This window comes from Paenibacillus sp. MSJ-34, assembly GCF_018918005.1.
Lineage (GTDB): Bacteria > Bacillota > Bacilli > Paenibacillales > Paenibacillaceae > MSJ-34.
In genome coordinates this window covers 49,638-73,465 of sequence record NZ_JAHLPR010000020.1, presented here as the reverse complement: position 1 = coordinate 73,465, position 23,828 = coordinate 49,638, and the positions used below count along the sequence as shown (strand labels likewise).

Annotated in this window: 25 protein-coding genes and 1 pseudogene; 10 read left to right on the top strand and 16 right to left on the bottom strand. The window is 50.6% G+C overall.

The genetic code is table 11. The annotated features are described in order from the left end of the window. Positions 1-47: 47 nt before the first annotated feature. The 7 genes and pseudogenes from KQI79_RS11895 to KQI79_RS27575 all read right to left on the bottom strand — a co-directional run. Positions 48-824, bottom strand: coding sequence for an ABC transporter permease (locus tag KQI79_RS11895; RefSeq protein WP_216538452.1), 777 nt, complete (start codon positions 822-824; stop codon positions 48-50). Beyond that, positions 821-1,771 carry an ATP-binding cassette domain-containing protein gene (locus KQI79_RS11890; RefSeq protein WP_216538451.1) on the bottom strand — a complete coding sequence of 317 codons (951 nt, stop codon included), beginning with the start codon at positions 1,769-1,771 and terminating at the stop codon, positions 821-823. Before KQI79_RS11890 ends, KQI79_RS11895 begins: the two co-directional genes overlap by 4 nt. A 21-nt stretch (positions 1,772-1,792) precedes the next feature. Further along, positions 1,793-2,614, bottom strand: a complete 822-nt coding sequence (locus tag KQI79_RS11885) for an NAD(P)H-binding protein (RefSeq protein WP_216538450.1) — start codon at positions 2,612-2,614, stop codon at positions 1,793-1,795. A 1-nt stretch (position 2,615) separates the two neighbouring features. Continuing rightward, entirely contained in the window at positions 2,616-3,527 is a 912-nt protein-coding gene (locus KQI79_RS11880) for a helix-turn-helix transcriptional regulator (protein ID WP_216538449.1), read from the bottom strand. Between the two features lie 123 nt (positions 3,528-3,650). Continuing rightward, complete coding sequence (locus tag KQI79_RS11875; protein ID WP_216538448.1) at positions 3,651-5,090, bottom strand: DUF6179 domain-containing protein; 1,440 nt, start codon at positions 5,088-5,090, stop codon at positions 3,651-3,653. Continuing rightward, the gene (locus tag KQI79_RS11870) at positions 5,087-5,566 is read right to left on the bottom strand and encodes a DUF6323 family protein (RefSeq protein ID WP_216538447.1); all 480 of its coding nucleotides are present in this window, start codon (positions 5,564-5,566) and stop codon (positions 5,087-5,089) included. Before KQI79_RS11870 ends, KQI79_RS11875 begins: the two co-directional genes overlap by 4 nt. A 224-nt stretch (positions 5,567-5,790) precedes the next feature. Further along, a pseudogene (locus KQI79_RS27575) lies at positions 5,791-5,933 on the bottom strand (MGMT family protein); the annotation flags it as partial. 424 nt (positions 5,934-6,357) lie between these two features. Here KQI79_RS27575 and serS point away from each other — a divergent pair. After that, on the top strand, positions 6,358-7,638 hold the full coding sequence (serS, locus tag KQI79_RS11860) for a serine--tRNA ligase (RefSeq protein WP_216538446.1): 1,281 nt from the start codon (positions 6,358-6,360) through the stop codon (positions 7,636-7,638). A 98-nt stretch (positions 7,639-7,736) separates the two neighbouring features. On the opposite strand, the gene KQI79_RS11855 is transcribed toward serS, so the two are convergent. From KQI79_RS11855 to KQI79_RS11840, 4 genes are all read right to left on the bottom strand, one after another. After that, positions 7,737-8,840 carry a Ger(x)C family spore germination protein gene (locus tag KQI79_RS11855; RefSeq protein WP_216538445.1) on the bottom strand — a complete coding sequence of 368 codons (1,104 nt, stop codon included), beginning with the start codon at positions 8,838-8,840 and terminating at the stop codon, positions 7,737-7,739. Beyond that, positions 8,833-9,954, bottom strand: a complete 1,122-nt coding sequence (locus KQI79_RS11850) for a GerAB/ArcD/ProY family transporter (RefSeq protein WP_216538444.1) — start codon at positions 9,952-9,954, stop codon at positions 8,833-8,835. Before KQI79_RS11850 ends, KQI79_RS11855 begins: the two co-directional genes overlap by 8 nt. Next, positions 9,926-11,419, bottom strand: a complete 1,494-nt coding sequence (locus tag KQI79_RS11845; RefSeq protein ID WP_216538443.1) for a spore germination protein — start codon at positions 11,417-11,419, stop codon at positions 9,926-9,928. The genes KQI79_RS11850 and KQI79_RS11845 overlap by 29 nt, the downstream gene beginning before the upstream one ends. A 141-nt stretch (positions 11,420-11,560) precedes the next feature. Further along, positions 11,561-11,761 carry a copper ion binding protein gene (locus KQI79_RS11840; RefSeq protein WP_216538477.1) on the bottom strand — a complete coding sequence of 67 codons (201 nt, stop codon included), beginning with the start codon at positions 11,759-11,761 and terminating at the stop codon, positions 11,561-11,563. 191 nt (positions 11,762-11,952) lie between these two features. Here KQI79_RS11840 and KQI79_RS11835 point away from each other — a divergent pair, with 191 nt between their 5' ends. Continuing rightward, on the top strand, positions 11,953-12,633 hold the full coding sequence (locus tag KQI79_RS11835; protein ID WP_216538442.1) for a succinylglutamate desuccinylase/aspartoacylase family protein: 681 nt from the start codon (positions 11,953-11,955) through the stop codon (positions 12,631-12,633). A gap of 15 nt (positions 12,634-12,648) precedes the next feature. Here KQI79_RS11835 and KQI79_RS11830 read toward each other — a convergent pair whose 3' ends face one another. Next, on the bottom strand, positions 12,649-13,503 hold the full coding sequence (locus tag KQI79_RS11830; RefSeq protein ID WP_216538441.1) for a helix-turn-helix transcriptional regulator: 855 nt from the start codon (positions 13,501-13,503) through the stop codon (positions 12,649-12,651). Between the two features lie 201 nt (positions 13,504-13,704). On the opposite strand from KQI79_RS11830, the gene fabF reads away from it, so the two are divergent. Together fabF and KQI79_RS11820 are read left to right on the top strand one after the other, a co-directional pair. Next, the gene (gene fabF, locus KQI79_RS11825) at positions 13,705-14,940 is read left to right on the top strand and encodes a beta-ketoacyl-ACP synthase II (protein WP_216538440.1); all 1,236 of its coding nucleotides are present in this window, start codon (positions 13,705-13,707) and stop codon (positions 14,938-14,940) included. 168 nt (positions 14,941-15,108) lie between these two features. Beyond that, positions 15,109-16,269 carry a hypothetical protein gene (locus KQI79_RS11820; protein WP_216538439.1) on the top strand — a complete coding sequence of 387 codons (1,161 nt, stop codon included), beginning with the start codon at positions 15,109-15,111 and terminating at the stop codon, positions 16,267-16,269. 18 nt (positions 16,270-16,287) lie between these two features. Here the strand turns inward: KQI79_RS11820 and csaA are convergent, their stop codons facing one another. Further along, positions 16,288-16,623: a chaperone CsaA gene (gene csaA, locus KQI79_RS11815; protein WP_216538438.1), complete on the bottom strand. Its 336-nt coding sequence runs from the start codon at positions 16,621-16,623 to the stop codon at positions 16,288-16,290. Positions 16,624-16,765: 142 nt separating this feature from the next. Here csaA and KQI79_RS11810 point away from each other — a divergent pair, with 142 nt between their 5' ends. Then, positions 16,766-17,305, top strand: a complete 540-nt coding sequence (locus KQI79_RS11810) for a DMT family transporter (protein ID WP_230192369.1) — start codon at positions 16,766-16,768, stop codon at positions 17,303-17,305. An 84-nt stretch (positions 17,306-17,389) separates the two neighbouring features. On the opposite strand, the gene KQI79_RS11805 is transcribed toward KQI79_RS11810, so the two are convergent. Next, positions 17,390-18,070: a TerC family protein gene (locus KQI79_RS11805; protein ID WP_216538437.1), complete on the bottom strand. Its 681-nt coding sequence runs from the start codon at positions 18,068-18,070 to the stop codon at positions 17,390-17,392. Between the two features lie 414 nt (positions 18,071-18,484). Continuing rightward, the gene (locus tag KQI79_RS11800) at positions 18,485-19,057 is read right to left on the bottom strand and encodes a cob(I)yrinic acid a,c-diamide adenosyltransferase (RefSeq protein WP_216538436.1); all 573 of its coding nucleotides are present in this window, start codon (positions 19,055-19,057) and stop codon (positions 18,485-18,487) included. A gap of 119 nt (positions 19,058-19,176) precedes the next feature. Here KQI79_RS11800 and lepB point away from each other — a divergent pair, with 119 nt between their 5' ends. The 5 genes from lepB (at position 19,177) to KQI79_RS11775 (ending at position 23,252) form a co-directional block, all read left to right on the top strand. Next, complete coding sequence (gene lepB / locus KQI79_RS11795; RefSeq protein WP_216538435.1) at positions 19,177-19,728, top strand: signal peptidase I; 552 nt, start codon at positions 19,177-19,179, stop codon at positions 19,726-19,728. Between the two features lie 199 nt (positions 19,729-19,927). Further along, positions 19,928-20,254 carry a helix-turn-helix domain-containing protein gene (locus KQI79_RS11790; protein ID WP_216538434.1) on the top strand — a complete coding sequence of 109 codons (327 nt, stop codon included), beginning with the start codon at positions 19,928-19,930 and terminating at the stop codon, positions 20,252-20,254. 106 nt (positions 20,255-20,360) lie between these two features. After that, positions 20,361-21,230, top strand: a complete 870-nt coding sequence (locus KQI79_RS11785) for a class I SAM-dependent methyltransferase (RefSeq protein ID WP_216538433.1) — start codon at positions 20,361-20,363, stop codon at positions 21,228-21,230. A 5-nt stretch (positions 21,231-21,235) separates the two neighbouring features. Continuing rightward, positions 21,236-21,946, top strand: a complete 711-nt coding sequence (locus KQI79_RS11780) for an RluA family pseudouridine synthase (RefSeq protein WP_216538475.1) — start codon at positions 21,236-21,238, stop codon at positions 21,944-21,946. Further along, positions 21,939-23,252, top strand: coding sequence for a CapA family protein (locus tag KQI79_RS11775; RefSeq protein ID WP_230192371.1), 1,314 nt, complete (start codon positions 21,939-21,941; stop codon positions 23,250-23,252). Before KQI79_RS11780 ends, KQI79_RS11775 begins: the two co-directional genes overlap by 8 nt. Here KQI79_RS11775 and KQI79_RS11770 read toward each other — a convergent pair. Next, positions 23,249-23,656, bottom strand: coding sequence for a MarR family winged helix-turn-helix transcriptional regulator (locus KQI79_RS11770; RefSeq protein ID WP_216538432.1), 408 nt, complete (start codon positions 23,654-23,656; stop codon positions 23,249-23,251). The genes KQI79_RS11775 and KQI79_RS11770 overlap by 4 nt on opposite strands. Between the last annotated feature and the right edge of the window lie 172 nt (positions 23,657-23,828).

Genomic DNA, 23,828 nt, shown 5'->3' with positions numbered 1-23,828 from the left:
GCCATTTCTCAATGCAACGCCATTGGTCTGCTTGCCATCCAAGGCGCTTAACGATTATTCTTTGTCATATAGAAATATAAAGCGAGCGGAGCGAAGATGACGAGCAATAGCAGGCATACGCCGATTCCCGCCGCAATGACGGCAGCGTCGGCCGTGCCGCTCATCAGGCCTCTTACGGTAGAGGCCGCGATACTGATCGGATTGAATTCTACGACCAGACCGACCCATTTCGGCATCGTTGCGGAATCCACCAGAATATTGCTGGCAAAAAGAAGAGGATAAACGAAAATCATGCTCGTTCCGGATACCGTTTCAGGCCGTTTGGCCAGCACGCCGATCAAGGAAAAGATCCAGCTTACGCTAAACGAGAATAGAATCATATATAAGATGGCCGTAACGACTCCGATCGTCCCTCCCTCCGGACGAAATCCCAAGAGCATCCCTGCGCCGCATACGACTAGCAGGGCAACCGTATATCGTAATCCGTCGGTGATTAAAGGCCCGATAACAGAGGCCGGCTGCCAGAAGGGCATCGTTCGAAACCGATGGTATACCCCCTTTGAAATATCCATACATATCGCGGTTCCGCTATAGACCGTCATGGGGACGACCGTTAGCAGAAGCATGCCTGGCAAAAAAAATGGAAGATATGCCGCAGCAGAACCGGCAATCGCTCCGCCAAACAAATAAGTAAAAACAAGCAGCATCAAAACGGGAGCAATGACAACATCCACGACAAAACCAAACGAATTATGCTTCACGCTTTGCCATGTTCTCCACATAAATGTTCTTGTCGATGAGAAAATGTTCGGACTTGCAATCATGAAACGGCCTCCTTCGGCGGGATCTCGGTCAAAGTGAGAAACACTTCGTCCAGACTCGGTTCGTCCAAGGAAAAGTAGTCGACCGGGACCTCATGCGCAAGCAGCGTATGAATCGCCTGATTGGCAAGCGCGGCTTCCGTTACAGCGATTTTATAGACGAGAGGGTCGTCGCCCCGAATGACTATCAAGGAATGATGTTTCGCCACAAGGCTGCTTATCGCTTCCGGATCCGCCCGTTCAGCCATGCGAATCGTTAGCATTTTGCCGCCGATCGAAGCTTTCAACTGATTCGGCGTCCCTTGCGCAATGATCGTCCCTTGATGAATGACGGCGATTCGATCCGCCAACCGATCGGCTTCCTCCAAATATTGGGTCGTAAGCAGCACCGTCGTCCCCCGCTTCAAGAGGGAGCGGACCACGTCCCACACTTGCATGCGGCTTTGTGGGTCCAATCCTGTCGTAGGTTCATCCAGGAAAATGAGGTCAGGTTGAATCACGACGCTGGCGGCAATATCCAGACGCCGCCGCATTCCTCCGGAGTATTTCTCCACGAGGCGATCCTTGGCATCCGTTAGTCCGAAGGTTTGAATCAGCTCTTCGGCGATGGCGCGCGCTTTTTTCTTGGAGTATCCGTATAGTCTGGCAATTAGCATCAAATTTTGAACCCCCGACAATCCTTGGTCAAGGGCGGCGAACTGTCCGGTCATGCTTATTTTCTTGCGCACCTCGTGCGCATCTTGTACCACATCGTAGCCGGCCACGATCGCTGTTCCTCCGTCCGGTTTGATGAGGGTGGAAAGCATATGGATGGTCGTCGTTTTCCCCGCTCCGTTCGGGCCGAGCAACGCAAACAGCTCGCCTTGCTTCACTTGCAGATCGATTCCTTTCACCGCCTCATGTTCTTGAAACGACTTTCTGAGGTTTTTAACATCAATCGCGTATCGCATACGAGGGCAGCCCGTCCTTTCTCACATAAATTCGTCCTTATGCTCGGCGATCCATTCGTCAAACGTTTTGGCCGGTCTTCCCGTTACGAGCTCTATCGTCGGCAATACCGTATACCCCACTTCAGGCGGATTTTTGCCCATTTGAACGAAAAACTCGATATCCTCCTCTCCGTATCCTTGATCCTTCCATCCTTGCCGCGCTTGCTCCTCCGTCAATTCGACGAATCGGATCTCTTTCCCGATCGCCGCGGCAATTTTGTTCACCGCATCAACGCGGGATAAAGCTTCCGGTCCCGTCAAATAATAGCTTTCTTCATGATGTCCGTCTTCCGTCAATGCTTCCACCGCGACCGCGGCAATATCCGCTTCATGCACTCTGGCGCTAAGGGCATAGCCAAAAGGTTCGCGGACGATTCCTTCCGCGCGGATGGACGGTTGCCAATCGACAAGCGCATTCGCCATGAATTCTACTGGCTTCAGCAGCGTCCACTGCATGCCGCTGTCTTTCACGATTTGTTCAACCGGGTTGCCTTCATAGTCCATCAATATCACAACTCGTCGTACTCCCGCTTCTTTCGCGATTTCGATCACTTTCGGGTCGGTTTGCAATGCCGTATGCGCGTTATCGCTGGACATAATTAGATAGAGAGCTGTCACCCCTTGCAATGCGGCGCGCAGCGATTCCGGGGCAGCAAGATCTCCCTTCGTCACTTCAACGCCCTCCGGCAAACCGGCATTTTCAGGGTTGCGCGATACCGCTCTCACTTGCTTCCCTTTTTGCACAAGCCCGCTAACTACATGTCTTCCAACCGTTCCTGTCGCACCTGTTACTAAAATGGCCATTTCATTTTTCCTCCCCATCGTTTTGTACATACCGTTTTTGCATTTCTTTCAATTCATCGATGAAAGCGCGTTTCAGTTCGTCGGGAGAGACGATGACCGCCTTGGATCCGTAGCTTAAAACGATCGAAAGCGCGTACTCTGTGGAATAGCAGGTCGTATGGACATCGATATGGGTGCCTTGATGAACGCACTCTCCCGGAAATTGCTCAAATACGCGCGGCTGCGCGTTCAGATCAAATCGGAGATGAACTTGCATGCCATCCGTCGTTTCCGGCGGCGTCTCCGTCGAAGCTTCCCTCGGTTGAAAAACTTCTTCGGAAACGTGGAATTTCGTCATTCTCGTTATCCGGAAAAACCTGATCCCATGGCGCAGCAGGCAATACCCCTCCAAATACCACACTCCGCGTTCCCAATATAGGCGGACGGGCTCCACCCGTCTTTCCGAGACCGTGCCGGACGCGCCGGTGTAGGAAAAAGCTACCCGTTTCGATTGATGGATCGCATTATAGAGCGGATGAATGATCGCCCTCTCGCCTTCCGAAGCGCTCATATCGAATATGAGCTTATCGTCGCATCCTCCATTCGCGAGAGCCGGATGCAAGCTGCCAAGCTTGTTCTTTAACGTCGTAAGTTTGCCGCCTACCGCTCCTTCCATGCTCTTTAATAGATTGTAGATGACCGCAAAATCGTCGACCGAGAAGTGCTGCTTCGTCAAGAAGAACCCGTCCATCAGTTCGAATCCGCCGTCCGTCCCCGCGAACGAGGCGACGGGGATGCCCGCTTGATTAATTAGCTCAATATCGCGATAGACCGTTCGGATGGAGACTTCAAACCTGGCTGCCAATTCGGTAGCCGTCACTCTCCTCTTCGTCATCAATTCCAGCGTAATGCCGAGCATACGATCGAGTCTCATCTTTCATCACTCCCAAGTTTCCGAACGAATCGGTTCATCTGCTTCACATCATAACGGATTAATCCTGACATCATGGATGTCAGGATTAAAAATAAAATGAAATTTTTCTTCGATATGGCCCGCTTAATACAATGACGTTTCTTCATAGTCGATCCGCCGAATCAATTTATCAATCAAGGCGATCCGGTCTTGACCGACGCTTTGAATATAATCGATATAATGTTTCTGCCACTCGATCCCGGTCGTCTTTTTCTTTATCGCGGCAGACGAACCGTCCAGCGTATCGCTGCGCAATTCCTCATAAAATACGATTTTCGCCAAAATCGCCAACTCCGCTTCGCCCAGTGTTTGAAAGAGCGTATCATATTCGTCGCCAAACAAACAATCGGAATTCAGCAAATCGATATAATCATACAGGGAATGGATGCTCGATCGAATGAGCCGAACTTTCGCTTCGGTTGTCGGACATTCCATAACCTGCCGAACCAGAATACGGAAACGGCTGTCCGTCATTCGATCCTCCTCTTTGAATGAAATGAGAATCGATTTCGGTTTCTCTTCTTGTTCCGTTATAATGATCGGCTGCAACCGATTCCGATGTTTCGCGTTGACTATCCTTTGAATGAGGCCGCTTCCGCATCGATTCATATATTCGGTTAGCCCAGGATCGTTGATTTGCAAATCGCGGCGCAGCCGATCCATCCCTTCGCGAATCGACGACTCGATCCGAGCGGCGTCGGATTGCAAGAACAGGCGTTCCAGCCGTTCGAATTGAAAGGCGGAAATCCTCGTCTGATCGGCATCCCCCCCTGACAAAACCGAAAATACCGCATTGTTCAGCGTCAATTCAAATAGATTGAAGAGCTCGATTCGATAATCGAAACCGCATAGGATTCCATAATTGCACAGCATATGTTGAAGGTCTTGCGAGCTGAAAAGACGGCAAAAACGATTTTCCATGTTCAACTTCTCCAAGTATTGCCGAATATAATAAACGCCCTGCAAACGCATATCGTCGATCGCCAAAGGATAATCGATGCTTGCCATCGTATGATGCGCGTCGAAAATAATGCTGTATTTCCGCAAAAACACGGGCACCGATTCCTCGATCGTCAACCGATAAGCTTCCACCGCGACGTCTAATTTAGTTCTATCGACTTCCTTATACAACAATTTCGTATCTTCGAAACATTCGCGAACCGCATCAATGCCGCCCTCATACATTTGTCTAACGTCGGCGGTTTTAAGATAGGCGATCGCTTGTTCCGGATCGGCACAACGCAGCATGTAAGCATCTACGGCATACATGATCGATGTCAGCAATCCTTCGGCCGTCTCGACGGCAACGGATGAGCTCTCCTCTCGTGTGTACCGTCTGATCAAGTCCTGCAATATGTTCATCCATTCATTCTGAATATGAAACACTTCCCGGCTAAGCAGCCGTCCCGTACGCAAACCTTCCTGCAAAAGCGACAACGTATATTGGTTTTGCTTGAGATTCGCTCTGTTGATATGGCCTTGCGCAGCCAGTTCCCGGCCAGCGTTTCGGTTCTCCGGTTTCACGAAAGCTCTCCCCTTTCAAGCATATCCTCAAGCTCCTCCCGTTGCTCTCCCCTGCGAAACTGTTCGGCCATCGATTCAAGCTTGCTCTTTAACAATTCAAGAGAACCGCCGCATTCATTGTCGAAACAATTCTTCATCCATCCAATCAGTCGATCGTCGCCGACCCGGTCTTCGGTTTCATTTTTCAAATCATAAAAAATTTCATGCAGTTCGTTGAGTACAGATGCGTAGTTTTCAGCGTTAATATAAGGAGAAGCGCAAAACGTTTCCATCATTCTTTTCGTCGGTTCGATTCCTAACTCCACCCGCCCGTATGCGCGCAGCGCTTCATTTCGGACGGACATCATCTCTTTGATTTCCCCGGGAGTTAATAGCAAGCCGTACTGCTTCGCGATTTCGTTGGATTCAAGCAGATCGGCCACGTACTGTTCGTGCATGGAAGCATAGATGGAATTCAGCATACGGGGTAACAACATAAAACATCACATCCTTTCCAAAAATTATACTTGACATTTTATTTTTTATATGATATAATAAAATTTTAAAAAATTGTTTTTAGAGATAAATTTTACTCCGTTTTTTCGCCAATGTCAACAACAAAAAACAAGACCAACTCGGCCGGTTTCATTGCAGTACAAACCGATCGAATTGGTCTTTTTGATTAAGATTATCTATAAAGTTGTTTTTATGCGGCTTCCTGTTAAAACTGAAAACGGGCATGTCCTTTCTTCAAAAAGCTATTATTCCTTCTAAATGCAGCAGTTGTTCCTTTACCTGCAATCCGCCCCGAAACCCTGTCAGGGCAGTATTTTTTCCGATAATGCGATGGCATGGCACGACGATCGGGATAGATACACGGAATAAAAAATAGCGTCTTCCATTTCGGCAGTCCCTCCTCTTGACTCCATTATAAACGATCCCCGAATTCCTGATAATATGATGGGAATAGGACAGCAAAAATTCGACAGCGGTCCGTCGCTTTGCCGAAACCTTGCATTCCGTTCCCTTTTCCGCTATACTCTGTAATAATTAATTTCAGACCGCAATTATGCCGATGAAGAGCATCCAACTCGGAGGCGTTTATGACAAGAATACCTGTACGCGTATTCCCTAAATAAACCGGACCCGCCCGTTATCGCGGACCAAGCGGTTCGAGCCCGCCGCGATCGGCGCTCGGACAAATTGGGTGGCACCGCGAGCGAAACGCCCCTCGTCCCAAAAGATGAGGGCGTTTTTTGTATTTTCGACGAAAAGGAGCGCGGTGTACATGCTAGACATCAAATGGATTCGCCAACATCAAGAAACGATTCAGGAGGTTGCCGATTGGAAAGGGATCGACGTGTCCATCCCCGATTTAATCGCCTGGGACGAACAAAGACGGCGGCTTCTGCAAGAAGCCGAAACGTTGCGGAATGCCAGAAACGATCTGTCGCAGCAAATAAGCGGATTGATTCGAGAAGGGAAACGCGATGCGGCGGCGGAGATCAAAGAGCGTGCGAAGGAAAACAACCGCCGGCTGGAGGAACTTTCTTCGCTGCTGGCGGAAGCCGAAAGGCACTATAGACGGCTCATGCTGCTTGTTCCGAACTGCGTCTCGCCGGACACGCCGGTCGGCCGTTCGGATGCCGACAATGTCGTCGTAAGAACGGTCGGCTCTCCCCCATGCTTTGATTTCGAACCGAAGGATCATGCGGCGCTCGGCGAAATGCACGGAATCGTCGATATCGCGCGCGGGGTGAAAGTGGCGGGAGCGAGAAATTACTTTCTCGTCGGCAGCGGATTCAGCCTGCATCGAGCGGTGCAGCAGCTAGCGCTTGATTTGCTGGCAAGCCGGGGATTTACGGCGATGGAAGTGCCGCTGCTCGTTCGCGAAGACGCGCTGACGAACGCCGGCTTCTTCCCATTGGGCCAAGATCAAACGTTCGAGCTCGCCGCCGACCGCAAATGGCTTGTCGGAACGTCGGAAGTGCCGCTCATCTCGTATTACGGCAACGAGGTTGTAGATGTGCGCCACCCCATGAAGCTTGCGGCCGTTTCCAACTGTTTCCGCAGGGAGATCGGCTCGGCCGGCAAGGACGTGCGCGGGCTGTATCGCGTTCATCAGTTTGCGAAGGTAGAGCAAGTGATTGTATGCGCGAACGATCCGGAGCTATCGGAACGATTGCTGCAGCAAATCACGCAGAACGCGGAAGATTTGCTTCAATTGTTGGAGCTGCCTTACCGGGTTGTCGCGGTATGTACCGGCGACATGTCGCAGAAAACATACAAGCAGTATGATATCGAAACGTGGATGCCTAGCCGCCAAGCTTACGGCGAGACGCATTCGTCGTCGAACTTGCACGATTTCCAAGCTCGCAGGTCGAACATCAAGTATCGCGACGAGAACGGCGAGCTCCGCTTTTGCCACACATTGAACAATACGGCGGTGGCCACGCCGCGCATTTTGATCCCGCTGCTGGAAGTCCACCAACGGCAGGACGGTTCGATTCATATTCCGCAAGCGTTGCGCAAATATATGGGCGGAATGAAAGAACTGACTTTACCGTAACGAACGAATGCCGGCCGGCAGCGCGATGAAAGCTGCCGGCCGGCATTCGTTCGACTTAAACCGATACAAGCCGGACAGAGAACATATGCTTCGTTGATTTACGCGGCTCTTCCGCTATCTTTAATTTTAAAGCGGATATTGCATTTCACTCTGATGTTCGGAAACTCTTGGCCCCAATCCATCCCTTTCCATTGTTCATAGGTCATGCTGTTTCTGACGTATTTGCCGATTCCTACGCTATCAACCTCGTTTTTCTGCATAAATTTCATCATTTGATTGGCTTTGCCGGAAATATGTTCGGAAATTTTATTCTCCAGTTCGATTCGAACCTTTTCTTCATCCAATCTCCCCGGTCCGATGTACTCGAGCACGGAGCCCTTTACGACCACATTGACGGCTACTTCCTCGATCCTCGTCCCTTGCTTGCGAACCTTCACGTTTCGCTTCGAGTTCAAGGAATTGAACATGACCGATTCGCGTCTCCCTTCATCTCCTCCGAGATCCACGCTAATTGACCCATGCCTGAAATTCCCCCGAAGAAAACCGAAAACAAGCGAATCCTGGGGTTGAATTTTGTTTATGTATTTTGCCCCCTTAAACAATCCGATTCCGTCTATGACGATATTTTCCTTCTCCTCCTTGATCACCGGAGCGACCGGATCGATGCCGTCGTCGAAATAATCGCGGAAAAATTCGTATAGCGTCACTTTCGGGATCGAATGCTCCTTCGCTTCTTTCATCAACAATCGGTCGATATATTTATCCGTGCGCGGATGCTGTCTGAAATTCTTCTCCAGCAAGCTGACCGCGCTTCCATTAACGACCGAAATTTTGACTTGCGGCGAAATCGCGGGATCCCTGCCGAACGTATCGAATTCTTCCATCAGACCCCTTTGGGCTAAGCTCATCCCGTACAATATATTTCGCAGTTGCCCGCTTACCAATGTTAGACTGGTTTTTCTGGAAAATTCGATTTTGGCTTCTTTGCTGCTCTTCGCTTCGGTGGTCAACAATTTTCTGCCAATCTTCACATCCGGATCGGCAATCGGGATGCTGCTGGCGATGTGCAATAGTCCGTTCGGCAGCAAGTCGAAACTTTGCGTCTCGATAAATCCCAATCGCTCCAAAACCCGTTGGTCGCCGCATCCCGACAAAATCGTCACCGCCGCGAACAATGCAAGGATAATCCGGTTTCTAGCCACGAGCCATACCGCCTTTCATACGTTGAAGAAGCAAGATCAAAATAAGAATGATCGGCAATCCGAATGCGATTCCGATTTCTAGAAATGCGAGCGTCCTTAGCCACTCGCGTACTTCGCCGATCACATCCGGAATAAAAGCGATGAAGTACGCAACCGCCAATATGCAGAACTCGATTACGCCCGGCTTCGCTCTTTTGAATATGCGAAAGAGCGCTTCTTTCGCCGCCCAAACGTACATCACGGTTGAGAACAATGTCGTGAACATAAAAAATCCGTACAATAGATTTTCCACGCGCTGCACAAACGGAAACTTAATATAAGACATCAAATCGATAACGGGGTAAAGGATCAATTTCAGTTGATCAAGACTGTAAAACCCGAAAGAAACGATGCAAGTTACCAAGTAAACGATGGTTGCGATGACGTTGCCGATAAAAACCGCCTTCATCAATTTCGTCCTCTTGTCCGCATATGGAAATAAAAACAGGCTAAGCTCATACCCAAGAAAGGCGCCAAAAAGACTAATCACTCCTTGAATCATATTCCCCCCGTCTTTAAAAATAAACGGGGTGTACCGCGCCCATTCCATGTCGCCTACGAAGAAAAAGAACAGCACCATCATCCAAATAATAAGCCAAAAGAAGATCGTTCCCGCCTTGGCGATGACATACAGCCCTTTGCTGATCAACATGATGACGAGGATATCCATCAACAGTTTCAACGCCATGGGGGGCGACGTCGGAAAAGAGAACATTTGAAAAATAAGCACATATTCTTTGGAAACCAAACATCCGATTAGAGCCCATACGATAGCAAGCGCAATATAAACGGGAAAGGCCAAAAATTTCGGTATGGATTGTTCCACGATGTCGAATACCGATCTTCCCTGGCCGAGCCGATAAACAAGGCCGATAAGCATGATGTTGAAGGTCACGATGAGCGAAACGATGATGACCGCAATCCAACCGTTCGTCCCAAAGTATTGCGCCGCGACCCGCGGCAATCGCAATACCGCGATGCCCGATTGAAACATGTAGATTAAAATCGTCGCATGGATCTCAACTTCTCTTGCACGGAGAAACCACCTATTTCCGCATTTTGTTTCGCACCTCATTGCGCGATTTGCTTTGTGTCGGTCTTTTTCGGATAAACCAAAACGGCGCCCGTATAAAAATGTCTTTCCAATCGGTTATTTGAAACGGCGCGACCGGTGTAACGTACGATGTGCCTAAGCTTGTCAATCCGCTAAGATGGATGGCGACCGCGGCAATCCCGACCGCGAGCCCGAAATTCCCGAGTACTCCTGCCAAAATGATTAAGCCGAAACGAACAAATCGAATCGATGCGCTCATCACATAGCTTGGAATGACGAAAGAAGCGATCGCGGAGGATGCGACGGCGATGACCAAAATATTGCTTGTAAAGCCCGCCTGCACGGCCGAAGAACCGATGACGATCCCGCCGACGATACCGATCGTTTGGCCGATTTTGGTCGGCAGGCGCGCGCCCGCTTCCCTTAAAAGTTCAATCGTCGTTTCCATGAGCAGCGCCTCGTACAGAGGCGGAAACGGCACCTTGCTTCTTGATTCGGTTAACGAAAGCAGCAAATTTTCCGGGATCATCTCATAATGGAATGTCGTAATGGATACATAGACCGCCGTGAACGTAATCGTGATGACAAACGCGATAAATCGCAAGAAACGGGTGGCGCTGCCAATGGCCCACCGTTGGTAATAATCGTCCGATGAAGTAAAAAATTCGAAAAAGGAAGTCGGTACGCTAACGACCGAAGGGCTGCCGTCTATAATGCAAAGCACTTTGCCGTCCGCCAGCTTGGATACGGCCGCATCGGGACGTTCCGTCGTTATAAATTGCGGAAAAATGGAGTTCGGATTGTCGTCGATAATTTGAATCAACATATTTGCATCGTAAATGGCGTCGGTCTCGATATTTTTAATTCTGTTAATCAATTCTTGCACATAGTCCATGTTGACAATATCTTGAATATATAAAACATATGTTTCTGTTTTTGTGATTTCCCCTACATTAAGCTTTACGATTTTGAGATGGGAGCTTTTTAACCGGGCGCGGATTAACGATAGATTCGATCCCGCTTGCTCGGTGAAAGCGTCATGCGGGCCGGTAATAACGGTTTCCGTTTCCGATTGGGCGATCGAGCGCGCGACCGGGCCGTATACATCGATCAAATAGGAAGCATTGCCGTGAAAGATGGCGACGCTTCCGGATAAAATGCCGTTTACCAAGACTTTCGAGTCGTTCACATACTTGAATTGGGTTTGCTTGAACAACTTAGAGATGTTGGCGGGAGTCGCTTGCGAAAGCGGAGTGACTACATCGCGGTTCAACTTCTCGTCGTCAACCAAATGACCGAAAAAAACCGTGACCACGTCAAGCTCCGGATAGGTTCGTTGATTGAGATCCGCACAATCCGCAAATTCTTGCAGCGTATGCCGAAGGGAAGGTTTGGCATTCGCTTGCTTCGTTAGATTTTCCTGCGAACCCTTATACTTTAGGGATTTCTTATATAACGATTGAATAAACCGGGTAAATAAGGTCATTTCGCACCACCGTTGTCGAATCATCATGATTTCTTGGTTATTATTGTTATCGCAGGTATGCTTTATACATTTTCGCCACGCAAAAAAAGGACGGCTTCCACATGGCCGTCCTTTTATTTCGAATCACATCCGCCGGGGTTGTTATACGACGTCGTAACCTTGCTCCTCGATCGCTTCTCTTATCGCATTCAAATTGACTTCGGCTTCGTCATACCGCACATGCACGGTGCCGGCCGCCAAATCCGCTTTGCCGGAAACACCGATCCGTTCCAACGCCTTTTCTACGGAATGAACGCAATGGCCGCATGACATGCCTTGCACTTTCAAAGTAACGTTCTGCATTTCGATCGCTCCTCCGCCTTTTTTCCTTTTTTTTCGTGCTACCATAAGTATACTTTCCCGTCCGTCGTTCCATTCCGCCCATGAGCGCTCTGACACCAGCAGCGCAATCTCGGCATATATCATAAATGTCGCATCGCTCATGCGCTAAATCATGATTTATTTGTTAATAACGTCAAGCGAGGTGAATCGTAATGCGGGTAAATCAATATCAATTGGCTGCCGGTACTTCATACAAAACGGCATATTATATCGCGCGCAGCGATCGGAAAGGACCTGCATGTCTCATCACAGCCGGCATTCACGGCAATGAAATCGCCGGCATGCGGGCGGCGGGCAATATTGCGCAGTCGTTGATGCGCCATTCGCTTGCATTGCAGCGAGGAACGTTAATTATTGTGCCTATTGTCAATCGGCAAGCGTCTCGCAAGCGAATCCGCGGCGTTCCCGATATAAACCGGACATTTCCGCGGCATCCGAAGGACCGGGCCCGTCATCCGCTTTCCGCCGCCTTAGTTCGTTTAGCGAAAAAGCATCGTCCCGAGTGGGTTCTCGACTTGCACGAAGCGAACGGGTTTTCCCGTGTCGATCCGAAAGTGCTCGGCCAATCGCTCATTACGAATTCGCGTAATGCATCGTTGCCTGTCGTGCGGCGCATCGCCAAGCGAATGAACCGGTCGATTAAACGGAGCTCCCGTCAATTTACCGTCCGGCTGCGCAGTTTGCCCGGCTCTTCCCGTACGAGCGCCGCCCGTCTATTGCGCGCCAAAGCCGTCACCGTCGAAACGTCCTGGAATTTGCCGCTTTCGCTGCGGGTTCAATTCCAGGAAACGATCGTACGCCATTTTTTGCGGGAAGCCGGTTTGATATCATAGAGCCGCTCCTATGGGTCACATCTCTTGCGGCTGCCCAAGCTTGCGCATAAGCTGGCGCATTTTCGCTTCCGTGTCCGAACCCGCGGACGGGGTATAGACGCTGCAGCGCAAATCGGTTCGGCCTTGCACCTGCAATGACGTTAAATCGAACAGCATCTTGCCGGCTTTGGCATGCCGGAATTCGATCGAAAACTCGGGGGCCGAGCTGACATCGTTATGAACCCAAAAATCGCGAAACTCGGCATTCGTTCGACTGATTCGTTCGATAAACTCATTGTACCAGGAGTCCCCGACATATTGACCGTAATACGAACGGAATATGGCCAGAAACCCGCGGACGAAGTCATTCCAATTGACAGCCAGCGCCTTCAATTCTTTCCGGGTAAACAACAGCCAAATAATGTTCCGTTCCTCCGGGGGCACCCGTTCGAAATCCATAAATACCGCGGCGGCCGCTTGATTCCACCCGACAACGTTGCATCGCCTGTCGGATACGATCGCCGGGTAATGGCGCAGCTCGCCGAGAATAAGGCCGATGGCCGGACTGATGTTCGGAGGCTCTTCATCTTTGGCGGACGGAGCGGTTTGTTCGAGCGCCAGCATAAACAAATATTTCCGCTCGTCCTCGTTCAATTGCAATGCAAAAGCAATCCGGTCGAGCACTTGAGTGGAAACGGTAATATCCCTTCCTTGCTCGAGCCATGTATACCATGTCGTGCTGACGCCTGCGATTTGGGCCACTTCCTCCCGCCGCAAGCCCGGAGTTCGTCTTCGTCCCCCGCCCGGCAATCCGGCCGCGCTTGGCTGCAGCTTCGCCCGATGCGTTTTCAGAAATTCGGATAAAGCTTGCAAACGCACATCGTCATTCATCGCTAACACACACCTCGATTACAACCGTTTATTGCAAAACCTATCATTAATTATACCATGATAAACAACAACTTGTAATAGGATATTCATTATGACATGATAGGAACAAATGAACGTTCGATCGCGACCGATCCCCATCGATGTATGGCGATCTAAAGGTTGCAAGAGACGAGAAATCAATTTCAATTGGAGGGAAATCGAATGACACGTGTAGTTGTAACGGGGATGGGCGTCATCTCGCCGCTCGGGAATGACGTTCCGACGTTCTGGAGCAAGCTTGCGAACGGAGAATCGGCTATTTCGACCATCGATACGTTCGATATTTCGCCGTATAAATCGAAGATAGCCGGTATCGTCCGCGGGTTCGATGCGGAGAAAGCCGTCGGGTCCCGCGACGTGCGAAGAATGGATCGGTTTTGCCAGTTTGCGGTCGCTGCGTCCAAGCAAGCGATCGAGGATGCCGCCCTAAACGTCGAAACGGAAGACAAGGAGCGGATCGGAGTATATATCGGTTCCGGCGTCGGCGGCTTGCAAACGCTGCTGGACAATTACCGGACGCTGCTGAACCGCGGTCCCGGACGCGTCAGCCCGACGGTTGTTCCGATGATGATCGCCAATATGGCGGCGGCGCAAGTGAGCATTATGTTCGGTTTCACAGGACCGACATTGGCGCCTGTTACGGCCTGCGCCAGCAGCAACAACGCAATCGGCGAAGCGTATAAACTGATACAGCGAGGCGGCGCCGACGTCGTCATTGCCGGAGGCGCGGAAGCGACGTTGACGGATCTCGCGCTGGCGGGATTCGGCAACGCGACCGCCCTCTCCACGCGCAACGACGAGCCTGAACGGGCCAGCCGGCCCTTCGACGCCGAGCGCGACGGTTTCGTGCCTTCCGAAGGGGCCGGCGTGCTCGTACTCGAATCGTACGAGCATGCGCGGCGCAGAGAAGCGCGAATCCATGCGGAAGTGATCGGCTACGGCGCCTCTTCCGACGCCTATCATATGGTCGCGACCGAACCGGAAGGAACAGGCGCCTATCGGGCAATGAAGGAAGCCGTTCAAGACGCCGCCATCTCCGCGGAACAAATCGATTGCATCAATGCGCATGCCACCAGCACGCCGCTTGGAGATTTGTCGGAAACATTGGCGATTAAGAAGCTGTTGGGCAGTCGCGCCTACGACATTCCTGTCACCGCCAACAAATCGATGCTGGGCCATCTGCTCGGCGCCGCAGGCGGTGTGGAAGCGATCGCGCTAATCAAATCGTTGCAGGAGGGCCTCATTCCGCCGACGATCAACTTGGAGCATCCGGATCCGCAATGCGATCTGGATTACGTGCCGAACCGTGCAAGGAAGGCGAATCCGAGCATCGGGCTGTCCAACTCCTTCGGCTTCGGAGGCCACAACGCGGTCATTATTTTGAAGAAATACGAATAATGAAGCGATCGACTGAAAAAGACATTTCAAACTGGAATGTCTTTTTTCCATTGCTGATTTTGATTGCCATTTAGGCTGCCGGCAAATGAATTCGCAGGAGTTTGCGCAAAATAACAATGGTTGACGCACGGAAATCGTACAAGAAAGGGATTGAACAGGAGGTTATGTATGTTTCATCGATCCGTCCACGCCTTCACCGCAGCGTTGTTATTATGCGCATTATTCCTGCAGCCCGCTTCGGCCTTGCCGGCGAAATCGGCCGAGCAAGCGGTCGTCACTTTCGCCGTCCGCTGCAGTCCGACAGCAACGTACGAAACGAGGCTTGCCGTCTATCACCGCGAAATCGCGAAAGAGATCGCGCGAGCGCGAATGCAAAAAGCCGATCCTCATCTTTATATGACCGATCTGTACGTAACCGTGTTCCGCCAGAACCGGGAACAGCAATTTCGCTTGGAGTATACCGGAAACCTATGGAACGAAGCGCAGTCCGAACGGCTGACATTGTCTAAAGAAACGTCCGGCAAACTGCTTCGGTATGCGGAGGCGTTAAGAAAGCGCCATTATGGGAAGCTGATTTCTTGGGATGAAGTGAAGCGAACCGTCCCGCGCAAAAGCATATTTTCCGTCACGGATTTGGAAACGGGACTGACGTTTCGCGTGCAGCACCGGGCGGGAAGAGATCATGCGGATGTGCAGCCTTTGACGAAAGAAGACACCAAAATAATGAAAGAGATCTATAACAACCGGTGGAGCTGGAACAGGAAAGCGATATTGGTCCAGTTCGGCAACCAACGGTACGCCGCTTCCATGAACGGAATGCCTCATGGCGGGGACGGAATTCCGGGAAACGGTTTTTCGGGCCATTTCTGCATTCATTTCAGCGGCAGCACGACCCATCGCTCCGATCGCCCGGACTTGGCCCATCAATTAATGGTTCATAAAGCGGCAGGCATGTTGAAGACCTTTTTCCAGTCCGCCTCGCCGGAGCAATTGACGGAAATATGGAAGGAAGCGATGCAGCAAAAGGATATTGATATGATAAGGCAATTGCTTGAAGGCGTATCTCCCGCCCAACTCGCATCTATTGAACGGGAGTTGAGCGAACTGACCTCCATTCAGTTCGAAAGGCTCCGTCATGCGAATAAGCCGGGAAACGATGCCGCCGAGGAAGAGTTATTGTTTAAAGAAATTCGCTTCAGGGCGACGCTTTACCGGAAAGGAAGCAGAGCGCAGCAGGTTACGTACCGGATTATATTTGAAAGGGATTCAAGCCAATCGCCGTGGCGGTTCCGGGACGTAGCAACGGTTCAAACGGCAAAGCGCAAGTAAATCGCTCTCTCCTTCCCTTTAAGCGATCGGCGTTCCGTTCGCTACCGGTTGATCGGGACCGAGCAGCACGACGTCTCCTTCACCGGGAACGGCGCCCAATACCAAAACTTCGGACACATAGCCTGCAATCCGTCTGGGCGGAAAATTAACGACTGCCGCAATTTGGCGGCCGACCAGACGCTCGGGGCAATAACGAGCCGTAATTTGCGCGCTGGAACGCTTCACGCCGAGATCGCCGAAATCGATTTCCAGTTTGATCGCGGGCTTGCGCGCTTCGGGAAACGGCTCGGCCCGTACGATCGTACCGATTCGAATATCCAACTTGTCGAAGTCCTCTATTGCCGCTGTTGTCATATCTTTCTTCCTCTCTACAACTCTTTTTGTTATGTTTTGTATTGTAACATATACGCTTGGAGCATGCCTGAGCCTAATTTTCTCTTTTCAAAAGCGGGATGGAGCAATACAATAGAATGACAGATAGAGGGAGTTGAGAAAATTGAACAACATTATTATGCTGCTGTTGGTGCTGCTTAGCGGCGCCGGTATGAGCGTACAATCCGGTGTGAACGGAGAACTCGGCAAAAAGATCGGAACGATTGAAGGAGCTTTCATCTCTTTTTTCATCGGATGCGTCGCATTAATGCTATTGATGTTTTTTATCGGCAAAGGGAATGTCACCCATGTGTTTCAAGTGCCGAAATGGCAGCTTTTCGGCGGCCTGATCGGAGCTTTTTACGTCTTTATGATGGTGTTTGCCGTTCCGCGGCTCGGCGTTGGCACCTTTGTCGTTTGCGCAATCGTGGGACAAATCGTCATGAGCTTGGCTATCGACCACTTCGGATGGTTCGGCAGACAGCCTGTCGAGTTGAATTGGCAGCGCATCTTGGGAGCCGTCTTGCTGTTCGCGGCCCTGCTGCTGATCTACAGCGGAAATACGGGCACATCGAAACAACAACATGCAGGGTCGAAATCCGGTTCGCATCGCGCCCAATCCGTCGACTCTGCCGCCAGCCAAATCGCTGAACATAAGGAATAATCGTTCAAAAAAACGCGCCGCCTCGCAAGCCGCATATGAAGCGGTTCGCGATAGCGGCGCGGCTTTTATAACGCAATCGGTCGATTATGCGGCTCCTTTGGCCGCTAATCGGCTGCGGTTTTTCATGACGCCAAGTCCGAGCACAGCGATAACCACGACGACGATAAACACCCATTTCAATGCCGGATTGGCTGCGAAAAACGGATGGATGAATTTCTCGTCGACGATCATTTTGGCCGCCGTATAAGCCAGGATGCCGGACCCGATATAAATGATCCATTTGAAACGATCCATAAGCTTAATAAACAAGGTGCTTCCCCAGACGATGATCGGGATGCTGACGAGGAGCCCGATAATGATCAGCAAGAAATTGCCGTGTGCTGCGCCGGCCACAGCCAGCACATTGTCCAAACTCATGACGACGTCGGCGACGAGAATCGTGCCGATCGCGGCAAGCACGCCCGACTTCGCTTCCATCTCATGCTTTTTCTCGCCAACGAGCAGCTTATAGGCAATCCATACAAGCAGAATACCGCCGATAAGCAGCAGTCCCGGCAGCTTCAACAGCCAAGCGACTGCCAGCGTGGCAAGGGCGCGAACAACAATGGCGCCGACCGTTCCCCAAATGATAACCCTCTTCTGCATCTCCTTCGGGACATTGCGCGCAGCCAATCCGATCACGATCGCATTGTCTCCGGCAAGCACAAGGTCGATGATAATAATACTAATTAGTGCGGATAAAAATTGGAAGCTGAACACGTCCATCACGACACACTCCTCATTTTAAAAATGGCAACCTGTAGCATCATTATTTTCCTTACCGGTCGTCCCCTAATTGCAGACTAATCCATCCATTCCGTCCGATGATTATTATTTTTCACCTGCCCCCAAATTATTTAGGCCCACACAAAGAAATAGACCTTCACCGTTAACGGCAAAGGTCTACATATGTATATATCCGGACCTTTACCTTAATCGGCAAAGGTCTTGCTAACAATGGTACATTGCCAATAAAGCCGGGGATATTTCCTATCCCGAACTGACGACTTTATTGTGAAAGCTACTCCCCTTTGTGAGTTTCCATAGACTATTAATTTATGAGCTGATTATATCGAATGGGCTTGCACATTGTCAAGCCGGAAAATGTCCTGATTGAAATAATTCGCGTGAAATAGAACATTATTTGTTATTCCGGCGAAAGACGTTTCCGCTGCGCACGTATTCGACGCCTTCCACTTTTTCGCGGAAATTAGCCGTTCTGGCCAATGTAAAGAACAAATCGGACAATCGATTTATATATTTCAGAACGTCCTGATTGATTTCCTCGGACTTGCCGAGCGTAACGATTCGGCGTTCCGCGCGCCGGCACACCGTGCGGCAAACATGCAGCGCCGAGGATACGGAGCATCCGCCCGGCATAATGAATTTTGTAATATCCGGCGTTTCCGCGTCATACCGGTCGATCCAAGCTTCCAATTTGTCCGCCATTTCGGCGGTAACGCGGTACGGCCGCAAATCTTGTTTGGCTAATGCCAAGTCATGGCCGCAATCGAACAACTCCTGTTGAATCGTCGCGATATCTTCTTTCATATCCTTATAAATCGAATCGTCCATCATACTATGCGCCATGCCGGTAAAGCTGTTCAACTCATCGACCGTCCCGTACGCTTCCACGCGAATATCGTCTTTATCGACACGGCCTCCGATGACCGCCGTAGTACCTTTATCGCCGGTACGAGTATAAATTCTCATATTCATCGTCTCCTCTTTACGAAAATGATAGCACACAAGCCGCAACAATAAAAGAAACCTTTATCCGTCCGCTGCGTATAATCAAAAAGAATACGTTTTGAAGAAAGGCAGGAATATTCGTGAAACTAGTCAAAGAAATCGGCAGTTGGGCCGGCTCCATTGCGATCGCATTCGTTCTGTCTCTTATCGTCAGCATTTTTATTTTTCAACCGTCCAAAGTGCTCGGCCATTCCATGGAACCTACTTTGAGCGATACGCAGCGTATCTACATATCCAAGCTGTCGCATACGTTTTCCTCCTTGCCGGATTACGGCGATATTGTGATCATAGACAGCCGCGTCGACCGGGAGCGCTCGTTTAGGGACGATATTATCGAGTCCCCTCTATTCAGCCTGATTACCGGGTATAACAATGAACATATTTTTTATGTGAAACGGGTCATCGGCAAGCCCGGCGACGTTTTGGAATTCAAAAACCATAAGGTATACCGGAACGGTGAAGCGCTGGACGAGCCATATTTAAACGAAACGATGCTGTATATGACCAAGGAAAAAAGAGTCGTGCCGGAAGGCCATATTTTCGTCATGGGAGACAACCGCAATCACAGCACGGACAGCAGAGACATCGGCTATATCCCGCTCGATCATGTCATCGGCAAAAAAATATTTTGAATGAAATCGGCTGCAAATGCTATCGGATCGTTCGCCCCGCGTTAAACGGGCGGCGATCCTTTTTTATGCAAATTTCGACGCAAATGCAATGTACAAGCTTAACATGATACAATTTGTATCATAAATTACTATTAAAAGGGAAAGGCTTCATTGTGCAACTTCCGCTTGCGGCAATCTTTGATAGAAGGAGTATATGACAATGACCATGGGTGATCGTTTGAGACAGCTTCGGATGAACAGGAACATTTCACAAGAAGAAGTGGCGCGCACGATCGGAATTACCCGTTCGGCCTACAGCCATTACGAAATTAACAATCGGCAGCCCGTCTATGAAACATTGCTGAAATTAGCCGCATTCTACGACGTTTCGCTCGATTATATCGTAAGCGGCGTATCCAGCCGGCCTGATGCCGGCGAAGCGAATGAAATCATTCGGCTGCTAAACACGATGGATCAGGATAAGCGCAAATACACCATCGATTTAATGATGAACATGATTAAACAAAACGACGAAACCGTTATTTGACCGATCACAGCCAATCATTGCCTTCGTCCTATGCCATTGGCTATAATGTAGGTTAGTGTCCAATATGATAAACGAATCAAATCTACGTGACAAGGATGGTATCTACATGTACGTGGCAAAAGATTGGCAAGATTATGAACTCATCGACACCGGCGGCGGCGAGAAGCTGGAGCGCTGGGGCGACGTCGTGCTGCGCAGGCCGGATCCGCAAATCATTTGGCCGCTCGCGCAGGAAACGAAACGTTGGAAAGACGTGCACGGCCACTATCACCGCAGTTCGTCCGGCGGCGGGCATTGGGAAATGAAAAAACAAGTCCCCGATCGCTGGACCGTCGCATACGGCGAACTGTCCTTCCACATTAAACCGACAAGCTTCAAGCATACGGGTTTGTTTCCCGAACAAGCCGTCAACTGGAGCTGGATGATCGACAAAATTCGATCGGCGCAGCGGCCGATTAAAGTATTGAATTTATTCGCGTATACGGGCGGAGCTACGGTGGCTTGCGCATATGCGGGCGCGGAAGTATGCCACGTCGATGCGGCCAAAGGCATGGTGCAGTGGGCGAAGGAAAACTTGCATTTGTCGGGTTTGAGCGACCGGCCGGTCCGATTTATTACGGATGACGTGTTCAAATTCGTACAACGCGAACAACGGCGCGGCAATCAATACGACGCAATCATAATGGATCCGCCCTCTTACGGAAGAGGACCGGGCGGCGAAATGTGGAAACTGGAAACCAATCTGTATCCGTTTCTTGAATTTTGCTTATCGATTATGTCGGACAACCCGTTATTTGTGCTCGTCAATTCGTATACGACCGGATTGTCGCCGGCCGTGCTGCATAATTTGCTCAGCATGACGATGAAGCGCAAGTTCGGCGGAAACATTACTTCGGGCGAAATCGGCCTTCCGATTACCCATTCCGGGCTCGTCCTGCCTTGCGGCATATTAGGCCGGTGGGAGGCATCCTCGTAATTATGATGCAATCGAATCATGCACCGGAATACCCGAATATCGCCGTCTTATTTGAAGACAACCATGTCCTCGTCGTGGAGAAACCGGTCAACATCCCTTCCCAGGAAGATGCCAGCGGCGATCCGGATATGTTGACGATTTTGCGGGCGGATTTAAAAACGAGATACAACAAACCGGGAAACGTCTATCTCGGTTTAGTGCACCGTCTGGACAGGCCCGTCGGCGGAGCGATGGTGTTCGCCAAAACGTCGAAAGCCGCTTCCCGCTTGTCCGAGGCGGTTCGCAGCCGCTCATTCGACAAGGAATATTATGCGGTTGTGCACGGCACGCCGTCCAAGCCTGCCGAAGAGCTCGTTCATTATTTGCGCAAAGACGCGAGAACGAATACCGTCTCGATCGTCGACGAACGCGCGGACGGAGCGAAAAAGGCGGTGCTCGAGTACTCGACCGTCGCCGCGCGCGACAAGCTGAGCCTCGTCCGCATCCGGCTTCACACGGGGCGTCCGCATCAAATCCGCGTTCAGATGAATGCGATCGGATGCCCGCTTGTCGGCGATCAGAAATATGGCGCGCGCCTGAACGCACCCGGCCAGCAAATCGCCTTATGGTCGGCGTCCATCGGATTCCCTCACCCGATCACGAAAGAGCGGGTAATGTTCCGGTCGGTTCCGCCCGACGCTTACCCTTGGAATTTGTGGGGTGATGCGTTTGAATAATCGGATACTCCGCCCCTTTCGTACAATCCGTCTGGCGAACGCGATCGTTTTCCTCTGTTTCGCATTGGTACTGTCCGGTTGCCAGCCGATTTCATCGGTACATACCGCGGCGCCAATCTCCCTACCGGATGAGGAAACATCGAGTCCGTCCGATTTCGGCGCTCCGGCGGAAACTTCCGACCCGTGGCTTGATCAAACCCAGGAGGGCCCCGAAACCGTAATCCCTTCTTACACAACGGAAGCGGCATTGCTCGCCGTCGGCGATATTATGATGCACATGCCGCAATTGCCGGCTTCTTACGACGCGAAGACAAAGACGTATAATTTCAACAATTTTTTTACGCATGTGAAGCCGATTTTGGAAGAAGGGGATTGGGTGCTGGCCAATCTGGAGGCGCCGCTGGGCGGCGAGGATTTGGGCTATAGCGGCTACCCGATGTTCAACGCTCCGCCCGAATTGGCGGCAGCATTGAAATACGCGGGTTTTACGATCGTAACGACGGCAAACAACCATGCGATGGACCGCAAAGAAATCGGAGTGATTCGCACATTGGATCGGCTTAAGGAGCAAGGGCTTGTGACGAAAGGAACGGCGGCAAGCGCCGAAGAAGCGGAACAATGGACGATCGTGACGAAAAACGATATCAAAATGGGGATTCTGGCCTATACATATGGAACGAACGGAATTAAGGTCCCGGAAGACAAGCCTTATCTGATCTCTCTGATCGACAAACCGAAAATGATGGCGGATATTGCCGGATTGCGCGAGGCCGGAGCCGATGTCGTAACGATCGCGCTCCATTTCGGAACCGAATATCAGCGAAAGCCCAACAAACAGCAAATGGAATTGGCGCGCGAATGCATTCAAGCGGGAGCCGACATCATTCTCGGGGCTCATGCGCATGTCGTACAACCATACGAAAAAGTCGAAGTAACGAACGAAGACGGATCCAAACGAACCGGATATATTGTCTACTCCATGGGTAATTTCCTATCGAATATGAAAGACGAGTATACCGATTACGGCATTATTTTTTCCGTACATATCAAAAAGCATTTTCCGGAAGGAACCGTAGAGTTACACGACGCAAGCGCCATCCCAACCTGGGTCCATATCTCCGGCCCGCGGGCCAAACGGCAATATCGCATTTTGCCGGTGCAGCAGACGATCGAGCATCGCAACAATCCGTTGCTCCGCGAAGCCGACTACAAACGGCTGAAAGAGAAATTGCAAGCGTTGACCGCCCACTTGGAATCGATGAACGAAACGGTTCGGGTACAAGCTTCTCCCCCGGCCGTCGATTAAGCGCTCGTAATTTTGCCTAGCAAATAGATGAACAGTTGTTGATTATGCGCCGAAATGCGGCTCAAGACGGATGAAACATATTCGTCGCGAACCTTCATTCCCCGGCGCATTTCTTCTTTCCCTTTCTCCGTCAGTTCCACCCAAATCGCCCTGCGGTCCTCTTCCGTCCGAACGCGCGTAATCAGCCCCCCTTTTTCCATCCGATCCAACAAAGTCGTAATGGCGGGCGGCGATGTTTCCAGGAAAGGCATTAAATCCGAAGGCTTCATCTTGCCATGCTGATCGATCACTTCCAAAACGTCGAGCTGCGCTTCCGTTAACGAGGGCGCCAACCGTTGTTCCAGATGAATTTTATAGTCCTTCGACAGCTTGGCCCAAAGTTTTACAAATTCATCGGTTTGCATCGACTTATTCCTCCAAAATTCGTTAATGTAGTAAATGTTTAATCCAATTAACTATATCTAGTTTACCACATTTTTGCTTGAAAGAAAAGGAAATCGGCGTCGGATGATTCTTGAACTTGGAGGGAAAAATGGAAATGGGCTATAAACATTGCCGTAAGGATGGTGCGTAAAG

Excerpts from the sequence above, each read along its gene's own strand:
- KQI79_RS11820 (WP_216538439.1), top strand. The coding sequence starts at position 15,109 with ATGTTTCATCGATCCGTCCACGCCTTCACCGCAGCGTTGTTATTATGC.
- KQI79_RS11770 (WP_216538432.1), bottom strand. The coding sequence starts at position 23,656 with ATGCAAACCGATGAATTTGTAAAACTTTGGGCCAAGCTGTCGAAGGAC.
- KQI79_RS11780 (WP_216538475.1), top strand. The coding sequence starts at position 21,236 with ATGCAATCGAATCATGCACCGGAATACCCGAATATCGCCGTCTTATTT.
- KQI79_RS11885 (WP_216538450.1), bottom strand. The coding sequence starts at position 2,614 with ATGGCCATTTTAGTAACAGGTGCGACAGGAACGGTTGGAAGACATGTA.
- serS (WP_216538446.1), top strand. The coding sequence starts at position 6,358 with ATGCTAGACATCAAATGGATTCGCCAACATCAAGAAACGATTCAGGAG.
- KQI79_RS11880 (WP_216538449.1), bottom strand. The coding sequence starts at position 3,527 with ATGAGACTCGATCGTATGCTCGGCATTACGCTGGAATTGATGACGAAG.
- KQI79_RS11805 (WP_216538437.1), bottom strand. The coding sequence starts at position 18,070 with ATGGACGTGTTCAGCTTCCAATTTTTATCCGCACTAATTAGTATTATT.
- csaA (WP_216538438.1), bottom strand. The coding sequence starts at position 16,623 with ATGACAACAGCGGCAATAGAGGACTTCGACAAGTTGGATATTCGAATC.
- fabF (WP_216538440.1), top strand. The coding sequence starts at position 13,705 with ATGACACGTGTAGTTGTAACGGGGATGGGCGTCATCTCGCCGCTCGGG.
- KQI79_RS11850 (WP_216538444.1), bottom strand. The coding sequence starts at position 9,954 with ATGAGGTGCGAAACAAAATGCGGAAATAGGTGGTTTCTCCGTGCAAGA.
- KQI79_RS11840 (WP_216538477.1), bottom strand. The coding sequence starts at position 11,761 with ATGCAGAACGTTACTTTGAAAGTGCAAGGCATGTCATGCGGCCATTGC.
- KQI79_RS11800 (WP_216538436.1), bottom strand. The coding sequence starts at position 19,057 with ATGAGAATTTATACTCGTACCGGCGATAAAGGTACTACGGCGGTCATC.
- KQI79_RS11845 (WP_216538443.1), bottom strand. The coding sequence starts at position 11,419 with ATGACCTTATTTACCCGGTTTATTCAATCGTTATATAAGAAATCCCTA.
- KQI79_RS11895 (WP_216538452.1), bottom strand. The coding sequence starts at position 824 with ATGATTGCAAGTCCGAACATTTTCTCATCGACAAGAACATTTATGTGG.
- KQI79_RS11890 (WP_216538451.1), bottom strand. The coding sequence starts at position 1,771 with ATGCGATACGCGATTGATGTTAAAAACCTCAGAAAGTCGTTTCAAGAA.
- KQI79_RS11830 (WP_216538441.1), bottom strand. The coding sequence starts at position 13,503 with ATGAATGACGATGTGCGTTTGCAAGCTTTATCCGAATTTCTGAAAACG.
- KQI79_RS11790 (WP_216538434.1), top strand. The coding sequence starts at position 19,928 with ATGACCATGGGTGATCGTTTGAGACAGCTTCGGATGAACAGGAACATT.
- KQI79_RS11835 (WP_216538442.1), top strand. The coding sequence starts at position 11,953 with ATGCGGGTAAATCAATATCAATTGGCTGCCGGTACTTCATACAAAACG.
- KQI79_RS11785 (WP_216538433.1), top strand. The coding sequence starts at position 20,361 with ATGTACGTGGCAAAAGATTGGCAAGATTATGAACTCATCGACACCGGC.
- KQI79_RS11870 (WP_216538447.1), bottom strand. The coding sequence starts at position 5,566 with ATGTTGTTACCCCGTATGCTGAATTCCATCTATGCTTCCATGCACGAA.